This window comes from Enterococcus sp. C63, from assembly GCF_040887215.1.
Taxonomy (GTDB): Bacteria; Bacillota; Bacilli; order Lactobacillales; family Enterococcaceae; genus Enterococcus_B; species Enterococcus_B hirae.
In genome coordinates, this window is record NZ_JBFOFI010000002.1 from 337715 (window position 1) to 352019 (window position 14305).

The window sequence follows — 14305 nt, forward strand, 5'->3', positions numbered from 1 at the left end:
TTTTTATTCCTCCTCGACTATTTGCTGCAACGCAGTTGAAATCTCCTGCGTTCCTTCAGATAGTACTAGCGTTGTTTTAGTTATAGTTGGTTGTTCCACTAAAGCTGTCAAAACAGCAGCTACCGTTTGACGAGAGACGGTTTTAGCAGTGGCTTCGGTTGGTTTTGCCAGTTGGACTGTAGTAACTTCTTCATTTGTCAATGACACTGGCTGGATGATTACATAATCTAAAGTTGTTTGTTGTTTCAGCCACTCATCAGCATAATGTTTCGTAATGTAGTAATCAATCATAGAATCTGGCCATTTGCTGCGATCCTCGGCAAAAACAGCACTAATCATAAAGTAGCGAGAAACATGTGCTGATTCGGCCGCTATCATTGACTTGATCGCACCGTCTAAGTCGATCTGCAATAAGTTTTTCCCTTGCGAACCCGCAACAAAAATAATGAGATCACAACCTTTAAAAGCATCTGCCATTTCTTCAATTGTCCAAGTCAGATCGAAAGAAACATAAGTGACATTATCTTTTTTTACTAAAGATTGTGTTGCAACCTCGCGTACACCTGCTGTCACTTGATGTCTAGTAGTTGCAAGGTCTTTGATTAAATGCCGACCAATTTGGCCATTAGCACCTACAACAAAAATTTTCATTTTAATCATCCTTTCTTATAATAATCACTATCAATCATAACACTAAACAAAAAAAATGCGAGAAAGAGGTTATGAAAGCATCGATAGCTCCGAAAACAATAAGAAAGAATTTTTTAAAATAGCTTCACATATTTTGAAAAATTCAGGCTTATTTCAAGGAGCTGATGCTTGAATACTGATTATAAATAAGGTCGTGAACAGAGCGTTCTGACCTGAGCACTCACCAAGTAGAAACTGCGACGAGTAATCGCAGGAGCAATAAGGAGGAAAATCTCGAAACAGCTTTTCATGTTTTGAGATTTTTCGACTTATTGCCGAAGGGTCAGCTCTGAAAACGCCGTGGATAAGGTTGTGAACAGCATTGAGGACTTAGAAGACAATAAGAAAGAATTTTTTTAAATAGCTTCACATATTTTGAAAAATTCAGGCTTATTTCCGAAGGTCAGCTCTGAGAACGCCGTGGATAGGATAATAAACAGCATGGGGAACTTAGGTGGGACAAATTCAGGCTTGCTCCAAGGAGTAGAAGCTTTCATACTGTTGATGATTTTTAAGTAAAAAACATCCATCTACCAATTTCAACAAAAATTGGGATGGATGTTTTGATTCAAAGAAGATCATGTTCGCTATCAGCTAATTGTCTTATTTAGGTTGGGGTGTCGCATGCATCAAACGAAGCAAGACACTACCAACAGCGACTGTAGCAATTCCAGCGATGATTCCTTCTGGAACACCACTCGTAAAGATAACAGCTAAAATAGCAGTATATAACGCATGGATACTTTTTCCGACCACTTGAGCATAATCTTGTTGGAATAAGAAATAGATCATATTCATCACTAGGATCGTATTCACGAAAGAACCAGCTAAGCCTGCTAGAAACAAAGAAACACCTTGAAACTTGTTTTTACTTAGCCGTAGTATTCCTTTATAGACAAAGTAGGGAACAACACCAATCAATATCCTTGGAATAAAAGCAATCAATAATGCTTTCAAACTTCCGTGGTCTGTGCCAATCACTGGGATGAATGGGGAGAAGACGAATGATAAAGGCGTTTGAATGACCGTACTACGAATCATACTAATCAAGCCGAATGTCCCTCCTAGAAAGCCACCTAAACGTGGGCCTAAAACGATTGATGCAATGATCACTGGGATATGCATGGTCGTAGCGTTGATTGGACCAATAGGAATAAACCCAAGCGGTGTGACCGCTAATAAAATCATGATTGCTAAAAACATAGCAGTCAAAGCAAAAGTACGTGTGTTTTTCATAATGACTCCTTTTATATTAAGCGTTTCTTTCATTAATCATTTGTACCGTTTGATCAATGATTATTTGGGTATCAGCTAAAGCACCTTTGCCAAAATCACCACAAGCCAACAACGACTCTCTTGGCTCGATTTCTTGATAGCCGATTGATTTTAACGTATTTAAATTCCTTTGATTGAGTGGATGTTGATACATATTTGTATTCATTGCAGGAGCAATCAACTTCGGAGTATCTGCAGGGAGTGCCATTGCAACTGTTGAGAGCAGATCATCTGCTAATCCATTTGCTAATTTACCGATAATATTAGCCGTAGCAGGAGCAATCAAGAACAAGTCTGCTTGTTTTGCCAGTTCGATGTGATTAATCACTGAAGGTTCTTTTTCTTGCATGACATCGGTATGGACGGCACGTTTTGATAAGGATTGTAACGTAAGTGGCGTGATGAAGTGAGTGCTGCTTTCTGTCATGATTACGTCTACTTGGTAGCCAAGTTTCACGAGTTGGTTGGTAATATCCGCACTTTTATAAGCAGAGATACTGCCAGTAACCCCCAATAGAATTTTTTTCATAATTGTTTACTCCTTTCATTCCCTGCTAAAATCAAGCTTAACTTTTTTGTTTTAAGAAATAAATCAGAGAATTCTTTTCAGCGTTTCATTGGTTAAAGGAAACTGGTTCTATTATAACCGATGCTAATAATTTAGCAATTTCTTCCTTGGATTGTGCTTCTTTGATTGTGCCGTCTGCCCCTAATAGATAGCCGTGATGGTTTGTTCCGTCGATTTGTGTCAGATCATTCGCAAGGATGTAGTCTACCTGGTTCTTCATGATGCTTTTTTTGGCGACTGCTAAAAGTTCTGTTTTTGAAACATCGACTAATAACTTAAAGCCGATGATGGTTGCTTCTGGTTGCCATTTTCTTAGATAGCTGATGATCTTAGGCGTTTTTTTCAAGGCAATTAACAAGTGTTCTGTGTCAGAAGAGATTTTTTCAGCTTTATTAGGATTTATTTCATGGTCTCGGAACCATGAAGAAAGGTGTTCTGGCGTTAGCGGTGTTTGGTCAATGCTCTGTGCCAATTGTTCTTCAGATAGGCTAAAAGCAGGAGTGAAATCGCTCACTGCCATACTATGGATGATGGCATCATAAGAGTCACTTGTCAGTAATCTTTCCAAAGTTTCAAATAAATCTTGAGTGGACTCGATTAGATGAAAGCAAATATTGTCCTGTGACGTTGGCTTGACAGCACTGTTTGTCGTGACATAGTCGATCGTTACTGTTGAATCAGTTACCAATGTTTCAGCAATCTTTTTACCTAACTGCCCAGTCGAATGATTTGTGATTGAACGGACTTGATCAATTTTTTCGCTTGTGCCACCAGCCGTAATCAATATCTTCATTTCATTTCACCTACATTAACTAGTGTTCTTCCCTGATGTTGCCCAGCTAACAATCGTTGAATCACTTCGGGCAATTCCTCCAAGGCGATTTCTTTAACGAAAAGATCATCAGCAATAGCAAGATCAGCTAATTGTTGCCATAAAGAGAAACGTTTTTCATGCGGAACATTGACTGAATCGATACCGAGCAACTGGATATTGCGCAAAATAAACGGTAATACAGTAGTGGTCAATTTGATTCCTCCAGCATTTCCACATAATGCCGCAGCACCATCATAGGCGATCAAAGGAAGGAGTTGGGTCAATAAGTCCCCACCAACCGTATCAATGACATAATCGATTTGTTGCTTTCCTAAAGGTTTTGTCTTTTCAGGAAGAAATTCATTTGGGGATAGGACTTCATTCGCCCCTAATTTTTTCAGCCATTCCACCGATTCTTTTTTGCGTGAAAGAGCGATGATCGAAGTAAAACCCATTTTTTTTAAAATTGCTACAGCGGTACTGCCTACTCCGCCAGATGCTCCGGTTACAACAATACGGTCACTCGTCTTCATCCCTTTTGTTATGAGGGCGTTCACACATAAAAGTGCAGTAAAGCCAGCAGTTCCTAATACCATTGCCTGACGAAGTGACAAGGTTTTCGGAAGTGGGATCAACCAATCACCAGAAACTTTCTGGTACTGGCTATAGCCTCCAGGTTGAGTGACGCCCAAGCCATAACCAGTTAGGAGAACAGAATCATCTGTTTTGAAACGTTCATCTCGACTTTCGACAACGGTTCCTGAAAGATCAATCCCAGGTGTCATAGGATAAGAGCGGATGACACCACCAGATTCACTACTAGCTAGTGCATCTTTATAGTTAACATCAGAATAAGCAACTTTGACCAACACTTCGTTCGCTGATAAAAGAGGCATTTCCTGGTCAATGATCGAAGTATGAAAATGCGGAACATTATTTACTTGAAACGCTTTAAATTTATTCATGTAAAAACAGAACTCCTCTCAAAATTTTTCTTTTATCATACCATAAATCAATCTATTTTATGGTGATTCGCTGATGATTAGTGACTAAAAAAAGTGAAACTTATTCTTTCAAATAAAAAAGATGTTTTTCTTGAAATTTAAAATAAAAAGGGTTGTTTTTTTAATCAAAATTTGTATACTAGTACGAGTGAGAGTAAACTTGATGTTTACTATTAGAAAACTTCATGGAGGAGGAATGAGATGGAAATAGGTGAGAAGTTAAGAAATTTACGTATCCAGAAAAATTTGACACAAGAAGAATTAGGTGAACGTACGGATTTATCAAAAGGCTATATCTCTCAATTAGAACGTGACTTGAGTTCGCCATCCATGGAAACATTTTTTTCGATTCTTGAAGTATTAGGTGTTTCCCCTGAAGAATTTTTTCATCAAGAAACAGTGAATCTACAAGTTGTTTATTCTAAAGAAGATCATACCGTTTATTTAGATGAAGAAAATGGTTATCAACTTGAATGGTTGGTCTCTGATTCGAATGAAAAAGAAATGGAACCTGTTTTACTGACATTCAATGAAGCAGGAGAGTATAAATTATTTGAACCTTCTTTATCAGAAACGTTTATTTTTGTGTTAGAGGGGGAATTAGAGTTAAGCTTAGGTGAAGAGCGATATATCGCCAAAGCGGGTCAATCGATCTATTACCAAGCAACAAAGCACCACCAATTGAAAAATCATCAATCAAAACGTACGAGGGCATTGATTGTCGCTACTGAATCGTACTTGTAATTTTAGGGGGTTAAAAAGTGGGAAAACCAATTATTTCATTTGATCAGGTGGTCAAACGCTATGATGATGAAACGATTTTGAAAAAAGTGAGTTTTGAGATCGAACAAGGGAAATTTTATACCTTATTAGGTCCTTCGGGTTGTGGAAAAACAACGATTTTACGAATTATTGCTGGTTTCACAGATGCTACTGAAGGCGAAATGTATTTTGAGGGAAAACGATTAAATGATGTGCCAGCTAATAAACGGCAAGTAAATACGGTTTTCCAAGATTACGCCTTATTTCCTCATATGAATGTATTCGACAATGTCGCTTTTGGATTGAAAATCAAAAAAATGAATAAAGTCGATATTGAGAAAAAAGTCAAAGATGCACTTCGCATGGTGCAACTTCCTGGGTACGAAAATCGAGAAATTAGCGAAATGTCTGGTGGACAAAGACAACGTGTGGCTATCGCGCGAGCTATCGTTAATGAACCTAAAGTATTGTTGTTAGACGAACCTCTATCTGCGCTGGATCTAAAGTTGCGAACGGATATGCAGTATGAATTAAGAGAGTTGCAACAACGTTTGGGAATTACATTTATTTTTGTGACACATGACCAAGAAGAAGCTTTAGCAATGAGCGATGAAATCTTTGTGATGAATAAGGGGAAAATCGTGCAGAGTGGAACACCTGTCGATATCTACGATGAACCGATCAATCATTTTGTGGCTGATTTTGTGGGTGAAAGCAATATCGTTGATGGTGTGATGATCGACGATAATCTTGTAGAGTTTGTTGGCAAACGATTTGAATGTGTTGATGGTGGAATGCGTCCCAATGAACCAGTTGAAGTCGTCTTGCGCCCTGAAGATTTAACGATTACTACCCCTGATAAGGGAAAACTGGTTGTGACTGTTGACACGCAGCTGTTTCGTGGGGTCCACTATGAAATTGTCTGTTACGATGAGCAACAAAATGAATGGACGGTTCATTCAACGAAAAAAGCAAAAGAGGGTAGCAAAGTTGGTCTAGCCTTTGATCCAGAAGATATCCATGTCATGCGTTTTAATGAATCAGAAGAAGAATTTGATGCACGACTTGATAGTTATGAAGAGTAAGGAGGAATAGTCAATGAAAGCAATGCGTAGAATCTACTCTGTTCCTTATGTACTCTGGCTTGGTCTATTCGTGATCGCACCAGTTTTGATGATCATTTACCAATCTTTTTTTGATATGAATGGACACTTTACTTTAAATAATTATGCTACTTTTTTGACGTCTAGAACGAATCTTTTCATGGCGTTAAATTCTGTTTGGTATGCCTTTTTGATCACCTTTTTTACATTAATCATCAGCTATCCGACTGCTTATTTTTTAACTAAATTAAAACATAAACAGCTGTGGTTGATGCTGATCATCTTACCAACATGGGTGAATTTATTACTAAAAGCTTATGCGTTTATTGGTATTTTTAGTATCCATGGAAGTGTGAATCAATTTTTTGAATTTTTAGGGATTGCTCCAAGACAAATTTTGTTTACCGATTTTAGTTTTTTATTTGTGGCAACTTATATCGAGATTCCATTTATGATTATGCCGATATTCAATGCATTGGAAGAAATGAATCCGTCATTGATCAGTGCTAGCCGTGATCTAGGAGCTAATAATTTTGAAACATTTCGCCGAGTAGTATTCCCATTGTCATTGAATGGTGTAAAAAGTGGGATTCAAGCAGTGTTTATTCCTTCACTGTCATTGTTCATGTTGACACGACTGATTGGTGGAAATCGTGTGATCACTTTAGGAACAGCAATTGAACAACATTTTCTCGTGACTCAAAATTGGGGGATGGGTTCGACGATCGGAGTTATTTTGATTATTGCAATGTTTATTGTGATGTTGCTGACGGGTGAGAAGAAGAAGGGAGGCCGCGCATGATGAAAAAATTTAAGTGGTCTTACCTTTACCTCTTTATTGTTTTTCTACTATTATATTTGCCTATCTTTTATTTGATTTTCTACTCCTTTAATGACGGTGGTACCATGAACAACTTTACCGGTTTTACTTGGGATCATTATCAGGCAGTTTTTGAAGATACACGATTGATCATTATTGTATTGAACACCTTTATGTTAGCCTTTTTATCGGCACTGATCGCAACGATTATCGGAACGTTTGGGGCAATGGGGATTTACTATACTAAAAAACGTCAAGCAAGAACGACATTACTAAGTATGAATAATATTTTATTAGTTTCACCAGATGTAATTATTGGTGCCAGTTTCTTGATTTTCTTTACTTTTTTAGGCTTTGGATTAGGTTTCCAAAGTGTTTTGCTTTCTCATATTGCCTTTAGTATCCCAATCGTTGTATTGATGGTATTACCTAAATTACAAGAAATGAATGATTCGATGGTTGATGCCGCTAGAGATCTAGGTGCAAATAATTTTCAAGTCGTAAAAAATATTATTTTACCTTTCTTGTCTCCTGGCATCATTGCAGGCTACTTTATGGCATTTACTTATTCATTAGACGATTTTGCGGTGACCTTTTTCGTGACAGGGAATGGATTCACTACGTTGTCAGTAGAAATCTATTCTCGTGCTCGTCAAGGAATCAGTTTAGAAATCAATGCGTTAAGTGCATTAGTGTTCCTATTTTCGATGGTTTTAGTGATCGGTTATTATTTCATTAGTAAAGAAAATCGTTCCAAAAAACTGAGGAAAAATCGCCGAGGACGTGAGGAGGTCGCACGCTTAAGATGAAAAAATTACAATCACTGTTTGTGGGTATCGTTGTGATCATCTTGATCTTGCTCTTTGGTGTACGGCAATTAGAACAAGCAAGTGGAATGAGTGGAGCAAAAATCGTTACGATCTATAATTGGGGCGATTACGTTGATCCTAGCTTGATCACAAAATTTGAAAAAGAATATGGGTATAAGGTCAATTATGAAACGTTTGATTCCAATGAAGCCATGTTTACTAAGATCCAACAAGGTGGCACAAATTATGATATAGCCATTCCTAGTGAATACATGATCCAAAAGATGATCAAAGAAAAATTAGTGCTTCCTTTAGACCATTCTAAGATCAAAGGATTAGCGAACATTGATGAGCGTTTTTTGGATTTAGACTTTGATCCCCAAAACACCTATTCGATTCCATACTTTTGGGGAACTTTGGGGATCGTATATAATGATAAAGTTTTCAATAAAGAGGAAATCCAGCACTGGAATGATCTTTGGAAACCGAAATTAAGAGATAGTTTGATGTTGATCGATGGTGCCAGAGAAGTGATGGGGCTATCGTTGAACAGTTTGGGCTATTCGTTGAACAGCAAAGAGATGGATCAATTGAATGCAGCTGCAGATAAACTGAACAAACTAACCCCTAATGTCAAAGCGATCGTAGCTGATGAAATCAAAATGTATATGATCAATGAAGAAGCATCCGTCGCAGTAACTTTTTCTGGAGAAGCAGCAGATATGATGTCTGAAAATGAACATCTTCATTATGTGATCCCTTCAGAAGGTTCGAATTTATGGTTTGATAATATTGTGATGCCGAAAACAGCCAAGAACAAAGAAGGCGCGTATGATTTCATCAACTTTATGTTGAAACCAGAAAATGCTGCCCAAAATGCTGAATACATTGGCTACTCAACACCTAACAAAAAAGCGAAAGCTCTTTTACCAAAAGAAATTTCCCAAGATGAACAATTCTATCCCTCTGATGAAACCATCTCTCATCTAGAAGTTTATGAAGACCTTGGACCTAAATTTTTAGGAATCTATAACGACTTGTTCTTAGAGTTCAAGATGTATCGGAAAAGCTGGTAAAACTTAGTGAAATTGGGAGAAAATCAAGCTTAAAATAGTCTATTTCACATACTTTCTAATACTCAGTTTTCCAATTTTCTACTAAAAGCGTCTTTTTAGGCGCTTTTTTTGTGTTATTTTATCTTTTCTACCAGAGTAAATAGACGAAATAGTGATGCAACAAGTATGATATGTTTTTGATAGGCATTGGTTGGATTAGTCTAATGCCTGTAAGGTAACTTACAAATAAAAGCCTATTTTTCAGTCGCCTTTTGGTGGCTATTTTTTATAGTTGATATAATGAATATGAATAGAAATAGGTTTTTTTATCAACTATAATTATATTGTGATGTATGAGACATTCTATTGTATTTGTATTCTATCCTTTACATAAATCATCTAACAAAGAAGGTATAGTTATGTACTCTGTAGAGTTCAGCAAGGAATTTTCCGATGTATTTTCTGAGAATCAATCAAAAAAATATCAAGAAATAATCGTATATAAAGTGAATGAGTATTTGACACATAATTTTTATCGCATCAAACCTGTCCATTCATCTGCAAAATACTCTATTTATGAAATGAAAATCCATTTAGGAAAGGAAGATTTTCGAATTGCTTTTAGAATAGATGGCAAAAAGGTGCAAGTTTTTTATATTAGTCGAACGTTGAAAAAATTTTTATTTGATAAGGAAGTAAATAAGTTGGTTAATCGATTCAACAAAAATCAATGGCTAGTCGATGAAGAAAGTAGAAGTGCTGTAAAATGAACATGATTTATAAAAAGCAATTAAAACAATGTTTGAAAAAAACATTTAAGTCAAAGAACTGTTTCGCTTTAAAAATTCTTACATTCAAAAAAGATCGCTATGTATTTATTTGTTATGACCAAGATCAATACACTATAGTTGAAGATGGATTCGAAAAGAATAGGTACCATTTTGGCTCTTCAGATGAAGCAATGAAAAAAGTAATGAAAATAGCAGATATTGAATTTAAAAATAGCTATAGACTTTATATACAAACTAAACTTAAACAATGACTCTCATTTGTTTTATCTTCTTGAAAGGAATGCTTTATTATAAATAAAAAACGACTCAAAATGAGTCGTATAAATCAATTATTGTAATAAATCATTAATTTCTTTAAATTCTTTATCAAGTTCTTTTTCATCATATTTCTCATATTTACCAGCTTCATGAAGGATTTTTTTAATTTCATGAATCGCTTTTCGTTCAACTAACCATTTTTTTAGGTTATGTTTTTTTTCTGGATTTTCAGATAATGTATCAAGTTCGTCTAATTCTTTATCCAGTTTATTAACCGTAGCAATAATTTTGTCTAAAGTTTTTTCTTCTTTATGTTCTAAATTTGACATTTATCTTCACGTCCTTTTTATTTGATAATTCAAGTATAAAATGTCAATATATTTTTTTCAAATAAAACTCTTTAGATATGTTTTATTGCATAAGTAAGTAGAACTAGTTCCATCTATCACACTATACGATAAATCAAATTAGTTAAAAATATCCTCTTTGACTATCGTACTACTGTGATCAGTTAGGATTTGCTAGTGAGCTATTTACTCAAAAATGCCTTTATATCAGAATTTTTGGTGTTTATATGAATTGATAGAAGTCAATTTTAATCAAAATGCTAGAAATTAACATTGAATAGAAGAATAGAGGCATGCTATAATAATCGTGCAAAAAGGAACTGCGTCAACAGTTCCCTTTTGACAGCACCGCTAAAGACGGTGGCGAATTCAATGGTATTTCAAAAAGAAATAGCAAGTCTTCTCGCTAAAGTGACGGCTATTTCTTTTTGTCATGTTTAAGCATAGATACAGCCAAGCCAATCAAAGAAATGGTAAACATACCAAACCCAAGAATGATTTGAATTGTCTCGTATGCGGACAAAAAGGCATCTCCTTTCTCTAAAGTGTGAGATTATGTGCATAAGCACCACCTCGCTTTCAGAAAAGAAAGCCACCGTTATTAAACTTTACTGTCACAAAGGATCGTAGCCTATTGACTCAGGGATCATTGCTTTAAAAAAACAATCGTTCTTTTGTTTTTTATTGAATAGAAGAATAGAGGTATGCTATAATAAACATGAAAAAAGGAACTGCGTCAACAGTTCCCTTTTGACAGCACCGCTAAAGACGGTGGCGAATTTAATAGTATTTCAAAAAGAAATAGCCAGTCTGCTCGCTAAAGTGACGGCTATTTCTTTTTGTCATGTTTAAGCATAGATACAACCAAGCCAATCAAAGAAATGGTAAACATACCAAACCCAAGAATGGTTTGAATTGTCTCATATGCGGACAAAAAGGCATCTCCTTTCTCTAAAGTGTGGGATTATGTGCATAAGCACCACCTCGCTTTCAGAATGGAAAGCCACCGTCATTAAACTTTACTGTCATAAAGGATTATAGCATATCGACTTAGTTATTTTCTTGAAAATCCAAAAAGAACTGAGTCTATTTTTTTGTTTGAAAATAAAAAAATAGAAGGGATAATGCGTATTGAAAAAAACAAACCAACTCACTTATCAAGTGTTAGTCAATTTTAGATTTTTTTTGGTTAACTATTTTTTTAACTATTTAATTAGTTTAGTTGTTGACAAACAAAATAAATAGTTTATCATTTATTTTGTTGATATCGATATAAACTAAGTAAATATTTTGGAGGTCATCTTATGAATCATCATGAAATCTTAGAAAATCTGTTAGAAATTGCGCATCAACCGTTTTTGATTTTTGCCTATCAAGTGGAAGAAAAGACAGACAATGCTTTTGAAACATTAAAAATTTTAGTGGCTGAGGACGATGTGACGGCAGGACGATTAGCTGAAGTGCTAGATATTAAACCGTCTAGTGTGACACAAATCATCAAAAAATTAGAAGAGGCTGGGGCGGTCATGCGGGAAAAATCAGCAACGGATTCCCGAGTGACTTTGGTCAAGATTACTAATAAAGGTCGAGAAAGTCTGCAAGAGCGTGGTTCAATCAGTACAACGTTAAAAGATGTCTTATTTAAAGGTTTTGCAGAAGAAGAGTTAGCACAATTGAATACCTATCTTGAACGAATGAATGAAAATATCAATCGTCCTGAATTTCAAGAAAAATTAGCTGAAGTTTTCGGCGATGATCAACGCTGGGAACGATTCAATAAGATGAGTGCGCATTTTGGCAGAGCACGTGAACAGATGATGGATCGCAGTGGGTTCGGTGGTTTTGGTCGAGGTGGTTTTGATCGAGATGCCTTCGATGGACGATTTGATAGACATTACGGTGGTTTTGAAGGATGGAAGAAAGGGCGTAGAAAATAATGGCACAAGGTGGAGGCGGAAGACCCGTTAGTATCTCGATGAAACAAACGAATACAAGATTTTCTTTGAAAGAATTTCTTAGTTTAATCAAACAAACAAAACCGCGCTATCCCTTACTGGCGATTGGGATGATCTTATTAGCAGGTTCATCAGCTGTGCAAGTTTATGTTCCTAAATTGGCTGCTAATTTAGTTAATCATTTTCAAGAGGGGATCGATTATGCTTTATTAGGAAGAGTCGTGGGGATGTTCGTTTTTTCAGCTGTAATTTCAGCGATTGGTGGGACGGTTTTAGGAATTTTTGGCGAAAACGTCATTCAAAATATGCGAAAACGTTTATGGAATAAATTAACGATACTGAAAGTCACCTATTTTGATTCAGTGAAGGCGGGTGAGATGTCCAGCCGAGTAACGAATGATACGTCCCAGGTAAAACAGCTGTTGGCTGTGACATTTCCACAAACGATTGCGAGCATCATTACCGTAATCGGGACTGTTTATATGATGATCCGAATGGACTGGCATATGTCGCTAGCCATGGTTATTGCTGTTCCCGTCGTTATCCTATTGATGATTCCTGTGATGACCTTTGGTTCAAAGATCAGTCATATCCGTCAGGATGCTATGAGTCATTTCAATGGAATCGCAACAGAAACGTTGTCAGAAATTCGTTTAGTAAAAACGTCGAATGCCGAACAACAAGCACAAGAACGAGCAGCAAATGAAGTCGATCGTTTGTTTCGCGTTGGTAAAAAAGAAGCAGTCTTTGATGCTGCAATGCAACCGATCATGATGATGGTTTTTATGAGCATGGTCTTTGGTTTGTTAGCTTATGGAATGCATCGTATTGCGATTGGAGCGATGACGATCGGGGTATTGATGAGTTTTCTCATGTATCTCTTCAATCTGATCGGCGAGATGCCAACGATTGCCACATTGTTTTCTGAAATGGCAAAAGCTGCTGGTTCGACACGCCGTGTACAAGAATTATTGAATGAAGTACCTGAAGACTTTGAATCTGGTGAAGAAGTGGATTTATCGAACAAAACATTGTGTGTTTCTAACGTGGACTTTGCTTATAGTGATGCACCTGAGGAACCGATTTTAACGAATGTGTCTTTTGAAGCTAAACCTAACGAGATCATTGCTTTTGCGGGTCCTTCTGGTGGAGGGAAATCGACTACATTCAGTTTATTAGAACGTTTTTATGAGCCAACAGCAGGTACGATCAAATTTGGCACAACGGAGATCCAAAAGATCAAGTTGTCCAATTATCGTAGTCAAATTGGCTATGTTTCCCAAGATTCTGCTATTATGGCAGGAACGATCCGTTATAATTTAACTTATGGATTAGCGGATACTTACACAGATGAGCAGCTTTGGGAAGTGTTAGAATTAGCCTATGCACGTCAATTTGTGGAAGAGATGCCCAATGGTTTAGATACAGAAGTGGGCGAACGTGGTACGAAAATTTCTGGAGGCCAACGGCAACGACTGGCAATCGCTCGAGCGTTCTTAAGAGATCCAAAGGTCTTGATGTTGGATGAAGCAACAGCAAGTCTTGATTCTGAATCAGAAGCAAAAGTCCAACAAGCCTTGACAAATCTGATGAAAGGTCGGACAACATTAGTGATCGCACATCGTCTATCAACGATCGTGGATGCTGATAAAATCTACTTTATCGAAAAAGGAAAAGTAACCGGTTCAGGAAAACACGCTGAGCTTGTTCAAAAACACAAAACCTATGCCAAATACGTAGACGAACAATTTAAAGTTGATACATTGCAAATTGCCTAAGTGTTAAAAAGCTGAATCCTTTTATCTTACTGAAAGAATGCGAAGAATCTAAGAGAAAGAAGAAATACTTTTTTCTGTTCTTTTTATTTGGTTAAACAATTTTCCGCGAAATAGATAATCAGGTTTAGAATGTTTAGGATATGTTTGATAAACTGAGTATCAGACATCTTGAATCCTCCTATGAATTGGTTCGTTAAACTAATTCTAAAGGAATTCAAGGTGTCTTTTTTTCACCGTTTATTCGTTTTTAGAGATACTAGAAGAGACTGAGACAAG

17 protein-coding genes are annotated in these 14305 nt (G+C 36.5%); 9 read left to right on the forward strand and 8 right to left on the reverse strand.

Going from position 1 to position 14305, the window contains the following annotated elements:
- Positions 1-3 precede the first annotated feature (3 nt).
- The 5 genes from AB3H90_RS04170 to AB3H90_RS04190 form a co-directional block, all read right to left on the reverse strand.
- Entirely contained in the window at positions 4-651 is a 648-nt protein-coding gene (locus AB3H90_RS04170) for an NAD(P)H-binding protein (RefSeq protein ID WP_368016247.1), read from the reverse strand.
- A 642-nt stretch (positions 652-1293) separates the two neighbouring features.
- Positions 1294-1926: an ECF transporter S component gene (locus AB3H90_RS04175; RefSeq protein ID WP_010719848.1), complete on the reverse strand. Its 633-nt coding sequence runs from the start codon at positions 1924-1926 to the stop codon at positions 1294-1296.
- 16 nt (positions 1927-1942) lie between these two features.
- Positions 1943-2494, reverse strand: a complete 552-nt coding sequence (coaC, locus tag AB3H90_RS04180) for a phosphopantothenoylcysteine decarboxylase (RefSeq protein WP_368016248.1) — start codon at positions 2492-2494, stop codon at positions 1943-1945.
- Positions 2495-2579: 85 nt separating this feature from the next.
- The gene (locus tag AB3H90_RS04185) at positions 2580-3326 is read right to left on the reverse strand and encodes a phosphopantothenate--cysteine ligase (protein ID WP_161637781.1); all 747 of its coding nucleotides are present in this window, start codon (positions 3324-3326) and stop codon (positions 2580-2582) included.
- Positions 3323-4312: an acryloyl-CoA reductase gene (locus AB3H90_RS04190; protein ID WP_368016250.1), complete on the reverse strand. Its 990-nt coding sequence runs from the start codon at positions 4310-4312 to the stop codon at positions 3323-3325. Before AB3H90_RS04190 ends, AB3H90_RS04185 begins: the two co-directional genes overlap by 4 nt.
- 240 nt (positions 4313-4552) lie before the next feature.
- Here AB3H90_RS04190 and AB3H90_RS04195 point away from each other — a divergent pair, with 240 nt between their 5' ends.
- The 7 genes from AB3H90_RS04195 to AB3H90_RS04225 all read left to right on the forward strand — a co-directional run bounded on the left by AB3H90_RS04195 (position 4553) and on the right by AB3H90_RS04225 (position 9942).
- A complete protein-coding gene (locus AB3H90_RS04195; protein ID WP_010719844.1) occupies positions 4553-5095 on the forward strand; it encodes a helix-turn-helix domain-containing protein in 543 nt (180 codons plus the stop codon).
- Positions 5096-5112: 17 nt separating this feature from the next.
- Complete coding sequence (locus AB3H90_RS04200) at positions 5113-6198, forward strand: ABC transporter ATP-binding protein (protein ID WP_010719843.1); 1086 nt, start codon at positions 5113-5115, stop codon at positions 6196-6198.
- Between the two features lie 13 nt (positions 6199-6211).
- Positions 6212-7018 carry an ABC transporter permease gene (locus AB3H90_RS04205; RefSeq protein WP_010719842.1) on the forward strand — a complete coding sequence of 269 codons (807 nt, stop codon included), beginning with the start codon at positions 6212-6214 and terminating at the stop codon, positions 7016-7018.
- Positions 7018-7845, forward strand: a complete 828-nt coding sequence (locus AB3H90_RS04210; protein WP_010719841.1) for an ABC transporter permease — start codon at positions 7018-7020, stop codon at positions 7843-7845. Before AB3H90_RS04205 ends, AB3H90_RS04210 begins: the two co-directional genes overlap by 1 nt.
- Complete coding sequence (locus AB3H90_RS04215) at positions 7842-8921, forward strand: PotD/PotF family extracellular solute-binding protein (RefSeq protein ID WP_010719840.1); 1080 nt, start codon at positions 7842-7844, stop codon at positions 8919-8921. Before AB3H90_RS04210 ends, AB3H90_RS04215 begins: the two co-directional genes overlap by 4 nt.
- 398 nt (positions 8922-9319) lie before the next feature.
- Positions 9320-9670, forward strand: a complete 351-nt coding sequence (locus tag AB3H90_RS04220) for a type II toxin-antitoxin system RelE/ParE family toxin (RefSeq protein ID WP_010738289.1) — start codon at positions 9320-9322, stop codon at positions 9668-9670.
- Positions 9667-9942, forward strand: a complete 276-nt coding sequence (locus tag AB3H90_RS04225; protein WP_368016251.1) for a hypothetical protein — start codon at positions 9667-9669, stop codon at positions 9940-9942. The genes AB3H90_RS04220 and AB3H90_RS04225 overlap by 4 nt, the downstream gene beginning before the upstream one ends.
- A gap of 78 nt (positions 9943-10020) precedes the next feature.
- On the opposite strand, the gene AB3H90_RS04230 is transcribed toward AB3H90_RS04225, so the two are convergent.
- From AB3H90_RS04230 to AB3H90_RS04240, 3 genes are all read right to left on the reverse strand, one after another.
- Positions 10021-10278: a hypothetical protein gene (locus AB3H90_RS04230; protein WP_010738287.1), complete on the reverse strand. Its 258-nt coding sequence runs from the start codon at positions 10276-10278 to the stop codon at positions 10021-10023.
- Between the two features lie 436 nt (positions 10279-10714).
- The gene (locus AB3H90_RS04235; protein WP_368016252.1) at positions 10715-10819 is read right to left on the reverse strand and encodes a putative holin-like toxin; all 105 of its coding nucleotides are present in this window, start codon (positions 10817-10819) and stop codon (positions 10715-10717) included.
- A gap of 306 nt (positions 10820-11125) precedes the next feature.
- Positions 11126-11230, reverse strand: coding sequence for a putative holin-like toxin (locus AB3H90_RS04240; protein ID WP_014834224.1), 105 nt, complete (start codon positions 11228-11230; stop codon positions 11126-11128).
- Positions 11231-11600: 370 nt separating this feature from the next.
- On the opposite strand from AB3H90_RS04240, the gene AB3H90_RS04245 reads away from it, so the two are divergent.
- Both AB3H90_RS04245 and AB3H90_RS04250 read left to right on the forward strand, forming a co-directional pair.
- Positions 11601-12233, forward strand: a complete 633-nt coding sequence (locus tag AB3H90_RS04245; protein ID WP_368016254.1) for a MarR family winged helix-turn-helix transcriptional regulator — start codon at positions 11601-11603, stop codon at positions 12231-12233.
- Positions 12233-14029 (forward strand): ABC transporter ATP-binding protein, encoded by a 1797-nt coding sequence (locus AB3H90_RS04250; RefSeq protein ID WP_368016255.1) that lies wholly within the window; start codon positions 12233-12235, stop codon positions 14027-14029. The genes AB3H90_RS04245 and AB3H90_RS04250 overlap by 1 nt, the downstream gene beginning before the upstream one ends.
- Positions 14030-14305: the final 276 nt, after the last annotated feature.